A 15,909-nucleotide genomic window follows, 5' to 3' on the forward strand; every position below is an offset into this window, starting at 1 on the left:
TCGAGGCCCAGCCCCTTCAGCTTCTTCACCGTCTCCGGCGAGGCGGCGACGCGCTTCTCGTTGGCACGCCGCTCCTTCGGTATGGCGATTCTCACTTCTAATCCCCCTGCCATAAATGGCTAATCCGCGTGCGGATCGGCGCAATGGGTAGGCATGTTTGCCGCAATCGGCGCAGTTTGTGAAGCCGCCCGACGTCGCACGCCGGTCACCGCAGCCGCGCCGCACCCTAACGCGAAGGAGATAGGATGTGACCTACCCCATTGGGCAGGCCCGATCCGGATTCGCTCCGCCGGCGAGGCGCGGCGGCGGAGCGTGCCCGTCGGCGCACACCCCGCACCGGGTCGCCGCGGTGGCGTTCCGCCCCCCTTGCGCGGGGCGGGGCCGCCCGATATCGTCGCCCGCTGCCAATCACTTTCGGCTAATCCTTCAGTCTATGTACAGGGAAGTCCAACCATGACCGACGTCGGCGGCATCGCAGCGGAGCGCCTGAAGTCCTTCATCGAGCGCATCGAACGACTCGAGGAGGAGAAGAAGGGCATCGCCGACGACATCAAGGAAATCTTCGCCGAAGCCAAGGGAACCGGTTTCGACGCGAAGATCATGCGCCAGATCCTGCGCCTGCGCAAAATGGACACCGCCGACCGGCAGGAGCAGGAGACCATGCTGGAACTCTACAAACAGGCGCTCGGCATGGTCGACTAGAGGCGGCCATGGAGCCGGCGGGCGACGGCGGCGGCGGGCGGCGCGGCTTCGACCTGCGCCCCGTCCTGTTCATCATCGGTGCGCTGGTCACCGTCACCGCCTGCGCCATGCTCGTGCCGATGCTCGCCGACCTGGCGGTGGGCAGCCCGGACTGGATGGTGTTCGCCGCCGCCGCGGCGCTGACCCTGTTCTTCGGCGTGCTGCTGATGCTGACCAACCGGACGCCGGTCATCATCCTCACCCTGCGCCAGGCCTTCCTGCTGACGGCGCTGAGCTGGCTGGTCATCCCCGCCTTCGCCGCCGCCCCCTTCATGGTGTCGCAGATCGCCCTGCCGGCGGCCGACGCCTATTTCGAGGCGATGTCCGGCCTCACCACCACCGGGGCCACCGTCATCGTCGGCCTCGACCGCCTGCCGCCGGGGCTGCTGCTGTGGCGCTCGCTGCTGCAGTGGCTGGGCGGCATCGGCATCATCGCCATGGGCATCGCCATCCTGCCGTTCCTGCGCGTCGGCGGCATGCAGCTCTTCCGCTCCGAGTCGTCGGACCGTTCCGACAAGGTGATGCCGCGCGCCGGCGATCTCGCCATCGCCGTCGCCTGGGTCTACGTGACCCTGACCCTGGCCTGCATCGCCGCCCTGACGCTCGCCGGCATGTCGCTGTTCGACGCCATCAACCACGCCATGACGTCGGTCGCGACGGGCGGCTTCTCCACCCGCGACGCCTCGGTCGCCGGCTGGGACAACGCCGCGGTGGAATGGGTGATCGTCGTCTTCATGCTGCTGGGCGGCCTGCCCTTCGTCCGCTTCATCAGCGTCGTCCGCGGCGACCCCGCACCGCTGTTCCGCGACACCCAGGTGCGCTGGTACATCGTCTTCATCACGGCCGTCTCGCTGGGGTTGTCGCTGTGGCTGCACGGCATCGGCGGGATCGCGCTCCACGACGCCGTCCGCCTCGCCACCTTCAACGTGGTGTCGGTGGTCACCACCACCGGCTTCGCCTCGGCCGACTACAGCCTGTGGGGACCGATGCCGGTGGTGCTGTTCCTCATCCTGATGACGGTCGGTGGCTGCACCGGCTCGACCTCCGGCGGGCTGAAGGTCTTCCGCTTCGAGGTCCTGTTCATGGTGCTGCGGGTGCAGGTGCTGCGACTCTACAGCCCGCACCGGGTGATCCCGCTGCGCTACAACAACAAGCCGGTGGACGCCGACGCCATGGTGTCGGTGATGAGCTTCGGCTTCGTCTACATCGCCCTGATGTTCGTCGTCGCCCTCATCCTCGGCGCCCTGGGGCTGGAGTTGGAGACGGCCTTCTCCGGCGCGGTGTCGGCCGTCGGCAACGTCGGCCCGGCCCTCGGCCCGGTGATCGGCCCAAGCGGCACCTTCGCCCCGCTGCCCGGCGAGGCGAAGTGGGTGCTGGCCGTCACCATGCTGCTGGGCCGGCTCGAGTTCTTCACCGTGCTGGTGCTGTTCAGCACCGCCTTCTGGAAGCAGTGACGGGCCTCACGCCGCCACCGCCGGCCGCCGCTGCCCCGCCAGCGCCGCCATCACCGCGTCGATCAGCCGCAGGCCGGCGCCGTCCTCCAGGGTGAGGATCGATTCCGGGTGGAACTGCACCGCCGCCACCGGCAGGGTGCGGTGCTCGACCGCCATCACCAGCCCGTCGCCGGCCTCGGCGGTGACCTGGAGGTCGGCCGGCAGCGATTCGCGCCGGGCGAACAGGGAATGGTAGCGGCCGACGCGGAAGCGCCGCGGCAGGCCGGACAGCAGGCGGCCGCCCAGCACCCGCACCTCCGAGGCCTTGCCGTGCACCGGCTCCGGCAGCACGCCGAGGGCGCCGCCGAAGCGCTCGGCGATGCCCTGCAGGCCGAGGCAGACGCCGAACACCGGCACGCCGAGCGCCAGCGCGGCGTCCACCGTGCCGGCGACGTCGAAGTCGGCGGGCCGGCCGGGCCCGGGGGACAGCACCGCGAGATCGGGCGGGGCCGCCGCCAGGGCGGCGCGGGCGTGGCCGTGGCGCAGGGTGGACACCTGCGCTCCCGTCTGCCGGAAATAGTCACCGAGCGTGTGGACGAAACTGTCGTCGTGGTCGACCAGCAGCACCCGCCGGCCGCGCCCCGCCGTGAACGCCGCGGCGGCGGCCGGCACGCGCGCGGCGCCGCGGATGGCGTCGAACAGGGCGGCCGCCTTCAGCCGGCACTCGTCGTCCTCGGCCTGCGGGTCGCTGTCGGCCAGCAGGGTCGCGCCGACCCGCACGTGGGCCAGCCCGTCCTGCAGGCGGATGGTGCGCAGGGTCAGCCCGGTGTCGAGGCCGCCGTCGCAGCCGAGACGCCCGAACGCCCCGCCGTACCAGCGCCGCGGCGACGGCTCCGTGTCCTCCAGGAACTGCATGGCCGCCCGCTTCGGCGCCCCGGTCACGGTCACCGCCCAGGTGTGCGTGAGGAAGGCGTCGAGCGCGTCGAGGCCGGGGCGCAGGCGTCCCTCGACATGATCGACGGTGTGGATGAGCCGCGAATAGAGCTCGATCAGGCGGCGGCCCACCACCCGCACCGAGCCGGGCTCGCACACCCGCGCCTTGTCGTTGCGGTCGACGTCGGTGCACATGGTCAGCTCGGCCGCGTCCTTGGCCGAATTGAGCAGCGCCAGCGCCTGGCGGGCGTCGCCCAGGGCGTCGGCACCGCGGGCGATGGTCCCGGAGATCGGGCAGGTCTCCACCCGCCGCCCCGACACCCGCACGTACATCTCCGGGCTCGCCGCCACCAGGAACTCGCCCTGCCCGAGGTTGATCAGCGCCTCGTAGGGCGCCGGGTTGGCGCGGGTCAGGCGGCGGAACACCGCCGACGGCGCGTCGGCGCAGGGCTCGCTGAAGGTCTGGCCGGGCACCGCCTCGAACAGGTCGCCGCGGCGGAAGGCGGCGCGCGCGCGCTCGACCGTCGCCGGGTAGGCGCCGGGCGCATGGTCGCAGCCGCCCTCCAGGTTGGTGGTTGCGCGGTAGGGATGCGCCGCCCCGTCCCGCGGCAGCCCTTCCGTCGACCGGCCCGCCACCGCGAACTCGTAGTCGAACCGGCGCGCCACGCCGGCCGCCGGGTCGGCGACCACCAGCCGGTCGGGCAGGTAGAGGACGGCGTCGCGCTGGTCGTCCGGACGGTCCAGCCGCCGCCGCACCGCCTCGAACTGGAAGGCGAGGTCGTAGCCGAAGGCGCCGTAGAGGCCGAACAGCGGATCGTCCGGCACGGCGAGCCGGTCGCGCACCGCCCGCAGCACCGAGAACACCGAGGGCTGGCGGCTGCGCTCCTCCTCGGCGAACGGCCCGTCGGCGCGGCGCACCAGGACCGACAGGCGCCGCGGCGCCGTCTCGACGGCGGCGACCGCCGGCGCGCCGGCCAGCGCCTCGGCCAGTGCCGGCAGCAGCACCCGCCCGCGCCGGTTCAACGCCTCCACCCGGACGGTGCGGCCGCGGGCGGTGAGGACCAGCGGCGGGTCGACGAAGCCGAGGCGGGCGCGGCGGTAGCGCCCCGGCGCCTCAACGCCGCAGGCCAGCGCCAGGCCGCGCCGCGTGTCGAGGGCGTCGAGCAGGGGATCGAGCGCGCCCTCCCACGCCAGCGGCACGGCGGTGCGCGTCACGGTCACGCCGCCGTCCGTGCGGGTGCACCGCGGCTCCAGGTGGCGGGGGTCGGCGAGGAAGAGGTCGGCGGGGATCATGGGTGCGTCTCCAGGCTGTCTCGGTCCGTATCGACCGCGGCACGCCCGGAGATCCCCCTTCGGCACGAGGCCTCCGACGAGAAGAGGCCGCCCGGGGCATCCCCGGGCGGCCTCGATCGTTTCACACGCTCACGCGCAACGCTGGCCGCCCGGTCAGTCGGGCCACCACCAGCGGCGGGTCAGGGTGAGCGAATGGCTGTTCATCGGTGGAGCTTGGACACGGCGCGGCGGCGGTGTCAAGAGCGGCGCGGCACCGGAGGCCGCCCTACGCCGTGCGCCCCCCGTGCAGCGCGCGCAGTTCGGCGACGCCGTGGCGCAGGAGCGATCCGGCCGACCCCAGCGCCAGCGCGGCGACGCCGACGGCCACGACGACGTCGGGCCAGCCGGTGGCGGTGCTGGCGACGCCGGCGGCGGCCAGCATCACGGCGAGGTCGGCGGCGGCGGCGCGGCGCGCGCACAGCCAGACCGCCCGGAGGGTGGCGCCGCCACGCCTCCCGGCGAACAGCATCGCCGCCGCCGTCAGGTTGGCGCCCAGCGCCAGCAGGCCGGCCAGCCCCATCACCGGCGCATCGGGAACGGTGCCGGCGGCGGCGTTCGCCGCTGCCGTCGCGAGAACCCAGAGCGCCGCCGCCACCAGCACCGCCCCCCGCGCCACGGCGGCGCCGGAGCGCCACCCCGGCGCCGCGCCGAGCGCCCACAGCCCGAATCCGTGCCCCGTCGCGGCGGTCAGGAAGGTCAGCGCGTCGGCCCGCAGGGCCACCGATCCGGTCGCCGAGCCGGCGGCCAGCATCACCGCGACCATCGCCCCGTTGACCACCAGCGCGGCCCGGAGGGTGCGGCGATGATCGCCGCCACCGCGCCCACCGCCGAGTCCACAGCCCCCGTCCCGGCACCCCGCCATTCCCCGCCTCCCGCCACCGGCGCAATCGTCTTACCACGGGAGTATGGGGCGTGAGCCCGTTGATTTCCGCGGCTTTCGCGAGAACGCTTATATGAACGGCGTCCTTGCGTCATTGCGTCACATCAGTGATAGGCTGAATCGTTGGACGGCCTGACGAAAGCCGGAAAACCGGGAGGGCCGCCGCCGCTCGAGGAGGGGATGAACGCATGACGACCATCGCCGAGCTGTTGAACGCCAAGGGCCACACCGTGGTCTCCATCCTGCCGTCGGAAACGGTGTCCGGCGCCGCCCGCACGCTGACCGACAAGCGCATCGGCGCGATCGTCGTGCGCGACCGCCGCGGCAAGCTGGTCGGCATCCTGTCGGAGCGCGACATCGTCCGCTCCGTCGCCGAGAAGGGCGAGGAGGCCCTCGACCTCAAGGTCGAGGAGCTGATGACCAAGCAGGTCAAGACCTGCCGGCCTACGGATTCCATCAAGGACCTGATGCAGATGATGACCCTGCGCCGGCATCGCCACGTGCCGGTCTGCAACGAGCTGGACGAGCTGGTGGGGATCGTCTCGATCGGCGACGTGGTGAAGGCGCGGCTCGACGAGCAGGCGCACGAGGTGGCGGTGCTCCGCGACCTCACCCTGGTGAAGGGCTGATCCGGACCGCCGGACCCGCTCCCGTCACGCCGCCCGACGACAAAGGCAAGCGGCCGCGGCGGGAACGGGGTCCGCGCCATCGTCCGCACCCTATTTCCCGCGCAGCGGCCGCTTGCCCTTGTCGTCGTGCGGCGTCGGCGGGACGTCGCTCTCGCGGCCCGGCGCGTCCGGGCGGTTCTGGCCGGTGTCGCGCCCGACCGTGTCGGTCGTCCGGGGTCCGCCGGCCGAGGGGGGCGGCGCGTCCGTATAGTCGCCGGTTCCCACCCCCATCCCCCGTCCGGTGCGGCCCGGCGTACCACCGCCCGCCCCCATCGCACCGAAATCGGGCGTTCGTTCGTTGCGAACGCCGCCGGCGCCGGGATTCGGCTTATCGTCTTCAGCCATGTCCGCCTTCCTCCGTCTGTCTCCCGACGGCCAACATCCCCATCCGGGGAGAGTTCCGAGGGGTACGGCGGACCGTCCGCCGGGGAATCCCGCAGCGAATGGCGCTACCCCCTCTCCACGTCCTGCGGTTGCCGTGTCCGCACCCGATATCGGGAGTGCCGCCATCACCGACACCGCACCGAGGCACGTTCCGGTTCCCATGCATCGCCCCTCCCCCGCCAGCCGCCTGCACATCCTGATCGTCGAGGACAACCCGCTGCTCCTGCGGGGCCTGTGCGACATGCTGGGCCTGTGGGACCGGGCGACGGTGCGGACCGCCACCGACGGCGCCGAAGCCAAGGCCCTCCTGCGGGTCGAGCCGTTCGACGCCGTGCTCACGGACTGGGCCATGGCGCCGCTGGGCGGCGCGGCGCTGCTGCGGTGGATCCGCGAGTCCGCCGACAGCCCGCGCCCCGACCTGCCGGTGGTCGTGCTGACCGGCCACGCCGACGTGGCGACGGTGCGGGCCGCCTGGGACGCCGGGGCCGACGCCGTCCTCGCCAAGCCGGCGGCGGCCGGCGACATCGCCAAGCGCCTCGAGACCGTCGTCGAGCGCCCCCGCCACCGGACGCCGCGTCCGCCGGCCATGGCCGGCGCGGACCGCCCGGCGGCCGCCGACCCGTCCCCCTTCCCGTCCCCCTTCCCGGCGCTGGGCTCCACCGGCGCGGCACCGCTGCCGCCGCCCGGCACCGGCGCCGGCGCGCGCCGCCTGCCGCCGCCCGGCCGGTCGTCGCCGACGTGGCAGCGACGCCTGCGCCTGCTCGTGGCGCTCGACCGGCTGGAGGCGCTCGCCCTCGCCCCCGCCACCGACCGGAACCGGCTGCGCGACGCCGCCGCCGAGGTCCGTCGCGCCGCCGACGGTCCCGCCACCGCCGAGCTGGCGTCGTCGCTGGCCGCCTGCGTCCTCGAGGTGCGCCCCGACGCCGAGGGATTCGCCGAGACGGTGGTGGCCCACGTCGGCGCGCTGCGCTGGGCGCTCACCGGCCAGCAGGGCGGCGCCGACGTCCGGCGCAATCTGCTGGAATGCCTGCGCGCCACCGTGCGCGCCCTGGCGCAGCGCCGGACCGCGGCCGAGGAGCGCCAGCCGGGACGCCGGGACCCGGACGGCGCCGATTACCCCTATCCGACGTAAGGCACGGTTCGGGAATTTCCGCCGCGCCGCCGGATCCCCATGTTGTGTTTCAGGCGGCCGCCACCGACCGATGCTTCCTTGCTTTTTTCGGGGCGCCCTGCCGCCGCCGTTTACGGATACGGCAGCATTGATTACCTTTCTTGCATCCGAACAATAAGAACGACCCGCGTACGAAACGCGCTCTTGCAACGGGGAAGGGACCATGGCTCTTGCGACCGTGACGCTCGAGGACAAGTACGCCCTGGAATCGGGGCGGGTCTATCTGACCGGCACCCAGGCGCTGGTGCGCCTGCCCATGATGCAGCGCCAGCGCGACCTCGCGGCCGGCCTCAACACCGGCGGCTTCGTGTCGGGCTACCGCGGCTCGCCGCTCGGCGGGCTCGACCAGAACCTGTGGAACGCCCGCCGCTTCCTGGAGAAGAACCACATCGTCTTCCGCCCCGGCGTGAACGAGGAGCTGGGGGCGACCGCCGTCTGGGGCACCCAGCAGGTGGGCATGTTCCCCGGCGCCAAGTACGACGGCGTGTTCGCCATGTGGTACGGCAAGGGCCCCGGCGTCGACCGCTCCGGCGACGTCTTCAAGCACGGCAACGGCGCCGGCACGTCGCGCCACGGCGGCGTGCTGGTGCTGGCCGGCGACGATCACGCCTGCAAGTCCTCCACCTTCCCGCACCAGTCCGAGCACGCCTTCGTGCACGCCATGATCCCAGTCCTCAATCCGGCCGGCGTGCAGGAGATCCTCGACTACGGCCTGATCGGCTGGGCGATGAGCCGCTATTCCGGCTGCTGGATCGCCATGAAGACGATCGCCGAGACGGTGGACAGCTCGGCCTCCGTCCACGTCGACCCGCAGCGCGTCGCCATCCGCACGCCGGACGACTTCGCCATGCCGCCGGGCGGCCTGAACATCCGCTGGCCCGATCCGCCGCTGGAGCAGGAGCACCGGCTGATGCGGCACAAGCTGTACGCCGCGCTGGCCTTCGCGCGGGCCAACAGCCTGGACCGCGTGGTGATCGCCGCGCCCCGTCCGCGGCTCGGCATCGTCACCACCGGCAAGTCGTACCTCGACGTCCGCCAGGCCCTGGACGAGCTGGGCATCTCCGAGGCGATGGCCGCCGACCTCGGCCTCACCGTCTACAAGGTGGCGATGCCCTGGCCGCTGGAGCGCGAGGGAGCGCGCCACTTCGCCGAGGGGCTGGAGGAGATCGTCGTCGTCGAGGAGAAGCGTGCGGTCATCGAGAACCAGCTCAAGGAGCAGCTCTACAACTGGCATCCCGACGTCCGCCCCCGGGTCGTCGGCAAGTTCGACGAACACGGCGAGTGGATCCTCCCCTCCGCCGGCGAGCTGTCGCCGGCGCAGATCGGCATCGTCATCGGCCGCCGCCTGCTGGCCTTCGTCGACAACGAGCAGATCCGCCGGCGCGTCGAGTTCCTCGACCGCCAGGAGAAGCAGAAGGCGCACAAGGCCCGGGTCGAGCGCAAGCCGACCTTCTGCTCGGGCTGTCCGCACAACACCTCGACCGTGGTGCCGGACGGCAGCCGGGCGCTCGCCGGCATCGGCTGCCATTACATGGCGACCTGGCTGGACCGCAAGACGGACACCTTCACCCAGATGGGCGGCGAGGGCGTGCCCTGGGTCGGCCAGGCGCCCTTCACCGAGGAGAAGCACATCTTCGCCAACCTCGGCGACGGCACCTACTACCATTCCGGCATCCTGGCGATCCGCCAGGCGATCGCCGCCGGGGTGAACATCACCTACAAGATCCTCTACAACGACGCCGTCGCCATGACCGGCGGGCAGCCCGTCGACGGCACGCTCACCGTGCCGACCCTGGCCAAGCAGCTGGCGGCCGAGGGTGTGCGGCGCATCGTCGTCGTCTCCGACGAGCCAGAGAAGTACGACGTCGGCAGCGGCCTGCCCCCCTTCACCGGGGTCGAGCACCGCGACGAGCTGGACCGCGTCCAGCGCGAGCTGCGCGAGGAGGCGGGGGTCACGGTGCTGCTCTACGACCAGACCTGCGCCGCGGAGAAGCGGCGCCGGCGCAAGCGCGGCAAGATGCCGGACCCGGCCAAGCGCGTGGTCGTCAACGAGCTGGTGTGCGAGGCCTGCGGCGACTGCTCGGCCAAGTCGAACTGCGTGTCGGTGGTGCCGGTGGAGACCGAGTTCGGCCGCAAGCGGCAGATCGATCAGTCCTCCTGCAACAAGGACTATTCCTGCCTGAACGGCTTCTGCCCGAGCTTCGTCACCGTGCACGGCGGCACGCTCCGCAAGCCGCAGCCCCTGGCGAGCGGCGAGGTCGACGTCTCCGACCTGCCGCTTCCCGTCCTGCCCGACGTCGACGCCAAGCCCTGGTCCATCTACATCACCGGCGTCGGCGGCACCGGCGTGGTGACGGTGGGGGCGCTGCTCGGCATGGCCGCCCACCTCGAAGGCAAGGGCGTGGGGGTGCTCGACATGACCGGCCTGGCCCAGAAGGGCGGCGCCGTGACCAGCCACATCCGCATCGGCCGGACGCCCGAAGACATCCACTCCGTGCGCATCGCCGCCGGCGGCGCCGACGCCGTGATCGCCTGCGACGTGGTGGTGGCGGCCGCCGGCGACGGGCTGTCGAAGATGGTGGCCGGGCGCACCCGCGCGGTGGTCAACGCCCACGAGACGATCACCGCGGACTTCATCAAGCAGCGCGACTTCCAGGTGCCGGTCAACGCGATGCTCGACGACATCCGCGCCGCCTGCGGCGGGGCGGACATGGTCAGCGCCGCCGACGCCACCCGGATCGCCACCGCCCTGCTCGGCGACAGCATCGCCGCCAACCCCTTCATGCTGGGCTTCGCCTGGCAGAAGGGGCTGATCCCGCTGTCGGCCGAGGCGCTCCTCAAGGCGATCGAGCTGAACGGCGCGGCGGTGGCGATGAACCGGCGCGCCTTCGCGTGGGGCCGGCGCGCCGCCCACGACCTGGCGTCGGTGGAGGCGGCGGCCAGCCCGCCGGCCGCCGCCGCGTCGGGCCGGCCGATCCTCGACCAGCGCCGCCTCTCCGGCTCGCTCGACGAGATCGTCGACCGCCGCGCCGCCTTCCTCACCGGCTACCAGGACGAGGCCTACGCCCGACGCTACCGCGCCCTGGTCGACCAGACGCGCCGCGCCGAGGGCCAGGCCGTGCCCGGCGCCACCGCGCTGACCGAGGCGGTCGCCCGCGGCTTCTTCAAGCTGATGGCCTACAAGGACGAGTACGAGGTGGCGCGGCTCTACACCGAGAGCGGCTTCTTCGACCAACTCGACCGCATGTTCGAGGGGGACTGGACGGTCAACTTCCACCTCTACCCGCCGATCTTCGGCGAGAAGGACGCGGGCGGCCACGAGCCGAAGAAGCGCACCTACGGTCCGTGGCTGCGCAAGGGGCTGGCGCTGCTGGCCCGCGGCAAGCGCCTGCGCGGCACGGCGCTCGACCCCTTCGGCTGGCTGCCGGAGCGCCGCACCGAACGCCGCCTGATCGCCGACTACGAGGCCACCCTGGCCGAGGTGCTGGGCCGGCTGAGCCGCGACAACCATGCCCTTGCGGTGGAGATCGCCGGGCTGCCGCTGGACGTCCGCGGCTACGGTCCCATCAAGGAGCGCAACCTGGCCGACGCCAAGGCCCGCGAGGCGAAGCTGCTCGACGCCTTCCGCCGGCCGGCCCCGCCGCAGCCCATGGCGGCGGAGTAGCGGGGCCGCGTCGCTCCCCTTCCCGGCCTCCCCCCGTGTTCCCCCTCCCGGCCCTTCCCCCGCGTCAGCGGGGGAGGGTCGGGTGAAGGGCCGCGGCGGCCACGCCCCCGATCACTGCGCCGTCCACGCCCCGTCCATGGGCAGCGCCGCGCCGGTCATCTGCGCCGCGGCGTCGGAGCACAGGAACGCCGCCAGGGCGCCGAGGTTCTCCGGCGTGACGAAGGCGCCCGAGGGCTGCTTGGCCGACAGCAGCTCGCTGCGCGCCTCCGGCTCGGGGATGTTCTTCATGGCGGCCAGCGCGTCCACCTGCTTCTGCACCAGCGGCGTCAGCACCCAGCCCGGGCAGATGGCGTTGCAGGTGACGCCGGTTCCCGCGGTCTCCAGGGCCACCGTCTTGGTCAGGCCGACCACGCCGTGCTTGGCCGCCACGTAGGCCGCCTTGTCGCGCGAGGCGACCAGGCCGTGGACCGAGGCGATGTTGATGACGCGGCCCCAGCCCCGCTGCTTCATCCCGGCGAGCACCAGCCGCGTGCCGTGGAACACCGCCGACAGGTTGATGGCGATCACCGCGTCCCAGCGCTCCACCGGAAACGCCTCGACCGGCGCCACGTGCTGGATGCCGGCGTTGTTGACCAGCACGTCGACCGGCCCGAGCGCGCCGACCGCGTGCTCGATCAGCGCCTCCACGCCGGCCGCGGTCGACAGGTCGGCGCCGCTGTAGGTCGCGCGCACGCCGAACTCCGCCGCCAGGCCGGCGCGCAGCGCCTCGATCTCCGCCGCGTCGCCGAACCCGTTCAGCACCACGTCGGCCCCGGCTCCGGCCAGGGCCCGGGCGATCCCCAGGCCGATGCCGCTGGTCGACCCGGTGACGACGGCGATCTTCCCCTTCAGCATGTCCCTGCGTCCTCCTCGCTTGTTTTGATCGTCGACGCCGCGCGGTTCAGCGGCGCAGCCCCTCGATGAGGCCGCGGATCACGTCCTGCGGCTGCTCCGCCCTGCCGCCGCCGAGTCCCGGCACCGGCAGCGGCAGGCCGCCCGGCACCGCCTTCTCCAGCACCGCGCCGGCGGCCCGCCGGGCGATGAAGTCCTGCAGCTCGGCCATCTCGAAGGAGCGGGTCGGCTGCGCCAGCGGCCCGGTCAGGCGCACCGTCACCGGCGGCAGGGTCCCGCCGGCGTCCGGCTCCACCCGCACCCGCATGTCGATGCTCCGCTCCGGCAGGTCCACCTGCCCCGCGGCGGTCGCCTCGCCGATCGCCGACACCAGCCGGACGTCCTCGGTACGGGCGACGCCGTCGCTGATGCGGAAGGTGCCGTCGAGGCGGGCGAAACGCGTCTCGCCCCCCTGCAGCCCGCGGAGCACCGCCTCCAGCACGTCCTGCGGCTTGTCCAGCCGCGCCGTCAGGCGCTCGCGCAGGGCCCCCAGGTCGAAGCCGCGCAGCACGCCGTCGCGCACCGCCAGCCGCCCCTCGCCGCTCAACGCCCGCAGCATCGCCTCGCCGTCGCGCCCGGTCGTCTTCAACGCCACGTCGAGGTCGAGCGTCCCGCCGCCGAGGCCGATGGCGCCGCCGCCGATCGCGTGGTCGAGCTTCGCCTTGACCACGGTGACGTCGAGCTCGCCGCCGGGCAGGCCGTCGGCCGGCGCGGCGAAGCGCCCCGTTGCGCCGAGCTGCCCGTCGTAGAGGCCGCCGTCGAGCTGTTCCAGGGTCAGCACGCCCTCCTCGAGGGTGGCGGCGAGCGCGACGTTCTCCAGCCGCACGCCATCGGTCGCCACGGCCGCCGAGGTCAGCCCGAGCCGGCCGTCGACCATCCGCATCCAGGCGAAGCCGTCATCCTCCCCGGTCGGCGTGTCGGGCCCGGCGGACTGGCCGCCGGTGGCGGGCGGACGCTGCGCGGCGGTCTCGACCGGGCCGGCGGCGAGACGGGTCAGGTCGAGCGCACCGGTCTGCAGCTCCGTTTCGACGCGCGGCCGCGGGCCGCTGCGGTCGACGGTGGCCTCGCCCTTCACCGCGGTACCGGCGACGATCCCCTGGATGCCGCTGACGGAGAACGCCTCGGCCGTCCCCGACAGCTCGGCGTAGAGATCGAGCGGCCCCAGGCTGGCCGGACCGCCCTCGGCGAACAGGCCGACGAGGCGCGCCAGTTCGGGGTGGGTCGCCCGCACCTTGAGGTCGGCCGCCGCGCGGCCGGGCGGGCCCGTCACCGTGCCGCCCACCTCCGCCGTGCCGCCGGCGGCGTCAGCCGACATCTCGATGGACAGGGAGTCGAGATTGCCGGCCAGGATCCCCTGCAGGGTCACCGGCCCCAGTTGCTCCGGCGTCGGCGCGCCGGCCGGCCAGCCGACGAGGCGCGGCAGGCCGGACAGGCTCTGCGCGCGCGCCGTGACGGCGAGATGGAGGCCGCGCGGCGGCAGCATGCTGTCGATCTGGCCCGTGATCTCGGCGGCGACCCCGGCGAGGTCGCTGAAACCGGCGTCGCGCACCGTCAGCTTTCCATTGCTGGCGGACGCCGCCAGGGTCAGCCCGTCGACCGGCACGCCGCCGGCGACCAGGTTGCCGACCGTCAGCTCCAGGTTGGCGTCGACGCCGCGCAGCATCCGTTCGAGCACCGGCGGCGGCGGCAGCGCCGGTGGCCCGCCGGCCCCGTCGCCGGAACCTTCGCCGGAGGCCGGACGCGCCGGACGGTAGGCGTCGAGATTCAGGCGGTCGACGTCGAGCCGGACGCCGAAGGCCGGCTTGCCGCGGTCGATGTAGGTGACGGCGCCGGTCATCCGGCTGGTGTCGACGCGCAGGTCCAGGCCCGTCACCTCGACCCGCTCGGGCCGCCCGGCGACGTGCACCGCCAGCGAGGCCTTGCGCAAGCGGTCGGCGGGGACCGCCGCCACGTCGAACTTCAGCCATTCCAGCAGGCCGCGCAGGTTGTCGGCGTTGGCTTCCATCCGCAGGTCGATCACCGGGCGGCCGTTGGCGGCGGTCAGCGAACCGGCGGCCACCATGTCCGAGCCGCCCGGCAGCAGGGCGCTGAGGCGGTCGATGGCGAGCAGCCCGCCCGACAGCGACGCCTCCAGCCGGGCCTGGCGGACGACCCCGCCGTTGTAGGTAACGCCGTCCGCCGCCAGATCGATGCGGGCCGACAGCCCTTCCGGCAGGACGAAGCCCGGCACCTCCGACGCGCCCGGCGCCGCGCCGTCGGCCGTCGAACCGCGGTTGCCCGGCGGGGGCGGCGGCGGTGCGGCGGCCGCACGCTGCAGCCAGCCGTCGAGATCGAGGCGGTTGACCGCCAGGGCCAGATCCACATGGGCGGGCTGCTGCGGGCGCAGGCTGGCGCTGCCGGTGGCCCGCGTGTCGCCGATCTGCAGCTCCAGGGCGCCGAAGCCGACGGCGCCGGCCGACGCCTCCACCGTGCTGCGCAACGAGAACGGCTGGCTGAACGCCCCCGGCGGCGGCGCCCCCTCGGCACCGCCGAGGGCACCGATCACCCGGGCGGCATCGCTGCCCTCGGCACGCAGATCACCCTGGGCCCGCAGGCCCTCCTTGCCGCCGGCCTTGCCGCCCGCCCGGCCGGTGTCGACGATCCCGGCGAAGCGCATGGTGGCGTCGGTGTCGGGCAGCGCCACCGACACCCGCAGCGGCACCGCCGCACCGTCGGCGAAGCGCCCGGCCGTCAGTTCGCCGGTCATCGGCACGCCGCGCAGCACGAATCGCCCCTCGACCTGGAACGGCCCGGCGAGGCTGCCGGCGACGACGCGGGCGTGGACGTTCTCGATGCGCTCGTAGCGGCCGGACTGCGCGTCGCGGTAGAGGATCGACCCGTTCTCGATGGCGACGCGGTCGAAGCTGACGGCGGCCGCGAACCCGTCGCCGCCCATCGGCTGGCGCGGCGCGGCGGCACCGCCGAGATCCCAGTTGAAGCGGCCGTCGGCCAGCACCTCGAAGACGATGGTGGGCTCCACCAGGGTGACGCTCTCCACCTGCACGCGACCGCCCAGCAGCGGCATCAGCGCCACCTGCACGTCGAGTCGCTTGAGCCGCATCATCTCCGGCTCCTCGGCCCCGGGCAGGCTGGCGACGCGGGCGTCGGTGACGGTGAGCGCGGGGTGCGGCAGCAGCGACAGGCGGAGGTCGCCCTCCAGCTCGACGGCGCGCCCGGTCATGGCGCCCAGGCGTGCCGCGATCTCGCCCTTGTACGCGTTCCAATCGACGAATCCGGGGACCACCAGCACCGCGCCCACGAGAAGCGCAAGAACGACAAGGCCGCTCAGGAGTATCTTCTTCACCGCTCGCCCACCGCCTCTGCCGACCCCGCATCGAGCCGCTGCACCATGCGCCCGCGTCCGCGCCACGGCAAGCCCCGGCTCCGCCGGGGCGGCCACGGGGGCGCTTCTCGCCCGTACGCGTATCCGCTAAGCTAACGGACGTGGAAAGAACACGCAAATCGGGCATTCCCGCGGCACGCCGCCGTTCTTTTCGTGTGGCATCGACCGCGGCCGGCCGGAGGAATCGCTATGGGCGAGATCGTCAACCTGAACCGTTACCGCAAGAGTCAGGCGCGGGCGCAGCGGGAGAAGGAGGCGGCTGAGAACCGCGTCCGGTTCGGCCGTCCCAAGGCGGAGACCGCCGCCCAGCGCAAGGAGCGCGAGCGCGCCGACCGCGCCCTCGATGCCAAGAAGCGCGACGATCCGGCCTGACGGCGCGGCGGGACGGTCC

Annotated in this window: 11 protein-coding genes; 6 read left to right on the forward strand and 5 right to left on the reverse strand. The window is 73.4% G+C overall.

Annotated elements, in window-relative coordinates:
* Positions 1-453 precede the first annotated feature (453 nt).
* Together ACSBPG_RS05960 and ACSBPG_RS05965 are read left to right on the forward strand one after the other, a co-directional pair.
* Positions 454-702 carry a DUF2312 domain-containing protein gene (locus tag ACSBPG_RS05960; RefSeq protein WP_435536209.1) on the forward strand — a complete coding sequence of 83 codons (249 nt, stop codon included), beginning with the start codon at positions 454-456 and terminating at the stop codon, positions 700-702.
* An 8-nt stretch (positions 703-710) separates the two neighbouring features.
* Positions 711-2,195, forward strand: coding sequence for a TrkH family potassium uptake protein (locus tag ACSBPG_RS05965; protein WP_435536210.1), 1,485 nt, complete (start codon positions 711-713; stop codon positions 2,193-2,195).
* A 6-nt stretch (positions 2,196-2,201) separates the two neighbouring features.
* On the opposite strand, the gene ACSBPG_RS05970 is transcribed toward ACSBPG_RS05965, so the two are convergent.
* Entirely contained in the window at positions 2,202-4,400 is a 2,199-nt protein-coding gene (locus tag ACSBPG_RS05970; protein ID WP_435536211.1) for an anthranilate synthase, read from the reverse strand.
* A gap of 265 nt (positions 4,401-4,665) precedes the next feature.
* Positions 4,666-5,301 (reverse strand): cation transporter, encoded by a 636-nt coding sequence (locus ACSBPG_RS05975; RefSeq protein WP_435536212.1) that lies wholly within the window; start codon positions 5,299-5,301, stop codon positions 4,666-4,668.
* 206 nt (positions 5,302-5,507) lie between these two features.
* Between ACSBPG_RS05975 and ACSBPG_RS05980 the strand changes: the two genes are divergently transcribed.
* Entirely contained in the window at positions 5,508-5,948 is a 441-nt protein-coding gene (locus tag ACSBPG_RS05980; protein ID WP_435536213.1) for a CBS domain-containing protein, read from the forward strand.
* A gap of 90 nt (positions 5,949-6,038) precedes the next feature.
* Here ACSBPG_RS05980 and ACSBPG_RS05985 read toward each other — a convergent pair whose 3' ends face one another.
* Positions 6,039-6,332 carry a hypothetical protein gene (locus ACSBPG_RS05985; RefSeq protein ID WP_435536214.1) on the reverse strand — a complete coding sequence of 98 codons (294 nt, stop codon included), beginning with the start codon at positions 6,330-6,332 and terminating at the stop codon, positions 6,039-6,041.
* 199 nt (positions 6,333-6,531) lie between these two features.
* On the opposite strand from ACSBPG_RS05985, the gene ACSBPG_RS05990 reads away from it, so the two are divergent.
* Together ACSBPG_RS05990 and ACSBPG_RS05995 are read left to right on the forward strand one after the other, a co-directional pair.
* Positions 6,532-7,503 (forward strand): response regulator, encoded by a 972-nt coding sequence (locus ACSBPG_RS05990; protein ID WP_435536215.1) that lies wholly within the window; start codon positions 6,532-6,534, stop codon positions 7,501-7,503.
* 202 nt (positions 7,504-7,705) lie between these two features.
* Positions 7,706-11,206 carry an indolepyruvate ferredoxin oxidoreductase family protein gene (locus ACSBPG_RS05995; protein WP_435536216.1) on the forward strand — a complete coding sequence of 1,167 codons (3,501 nt, stop codon included), beginning with the start codon at positions 7,706-7,708 and terminating at the stop codon, positions 11,204-11,206.
* Positions 11,207-11,317: 111 nt separating this feature from the next.
* Here ACSBPG_RS05995 and ACSBPG_RS06000 read toward each other — a convergent pair whose 3' ends face one another.
* Both ACSBPG_RS06000 and ACSBPG_RS06005 read right to left on the reverse strand, forming a co-directional pair.
* The gene (locus ACSBPG_RS06000) at positions 11,318-12,100 is read right to left on the reverse strand and encodes a 3-hydroxybutyrate dehydrogenase (protein WP_435536217.1); all 783 of its coding nucleotides are present in this window, start codon (positions 12,098-12,100) and stop codon (positions 11,318-11,320) included.
* Positions 12,101-12,146: 46 nt separating this feature from the next.
* Complete coding sequence (locus ACSBPG_RS06005; RefSeq protein WP_435536218.1) at positions 12,147-15,479, reverse strand: AsmA family protein; 3,333 nt, start codon at positions 15,477-15,479, stop codon at positions 12,147-12,149.
* 228 nt (positions 15,480-15,707) lie between these two features.
* On the opposite strand from ACSBPG_RS06005, the gene ACSBPG_RS06010 reads away from it, so the two are divergent.
* Positions 15,708-15,890: a DUF4169 family protein gene (locus tag ACSBPG_RS06010; RefSeq protein WP_435536219.1), complete on the forward strand. Its 183-nt coding sequence runs from the start codon at positions 15,708-15,710 to the stop codon at positions 15,888-15,890.
* Positions 15,891-15,909 lie beyond the last annotated feature (19 nt).

The sequence above is a fragment of the Azospirillum sp. ST 5-10 genome (genome assembly GCF_051225715.1).
Taxonomy (GTDB): Bacteria; Pseudomonadota; Alphaproteobacteria; order Azospirillales; family Azospirillaceae; genus Azospirillum.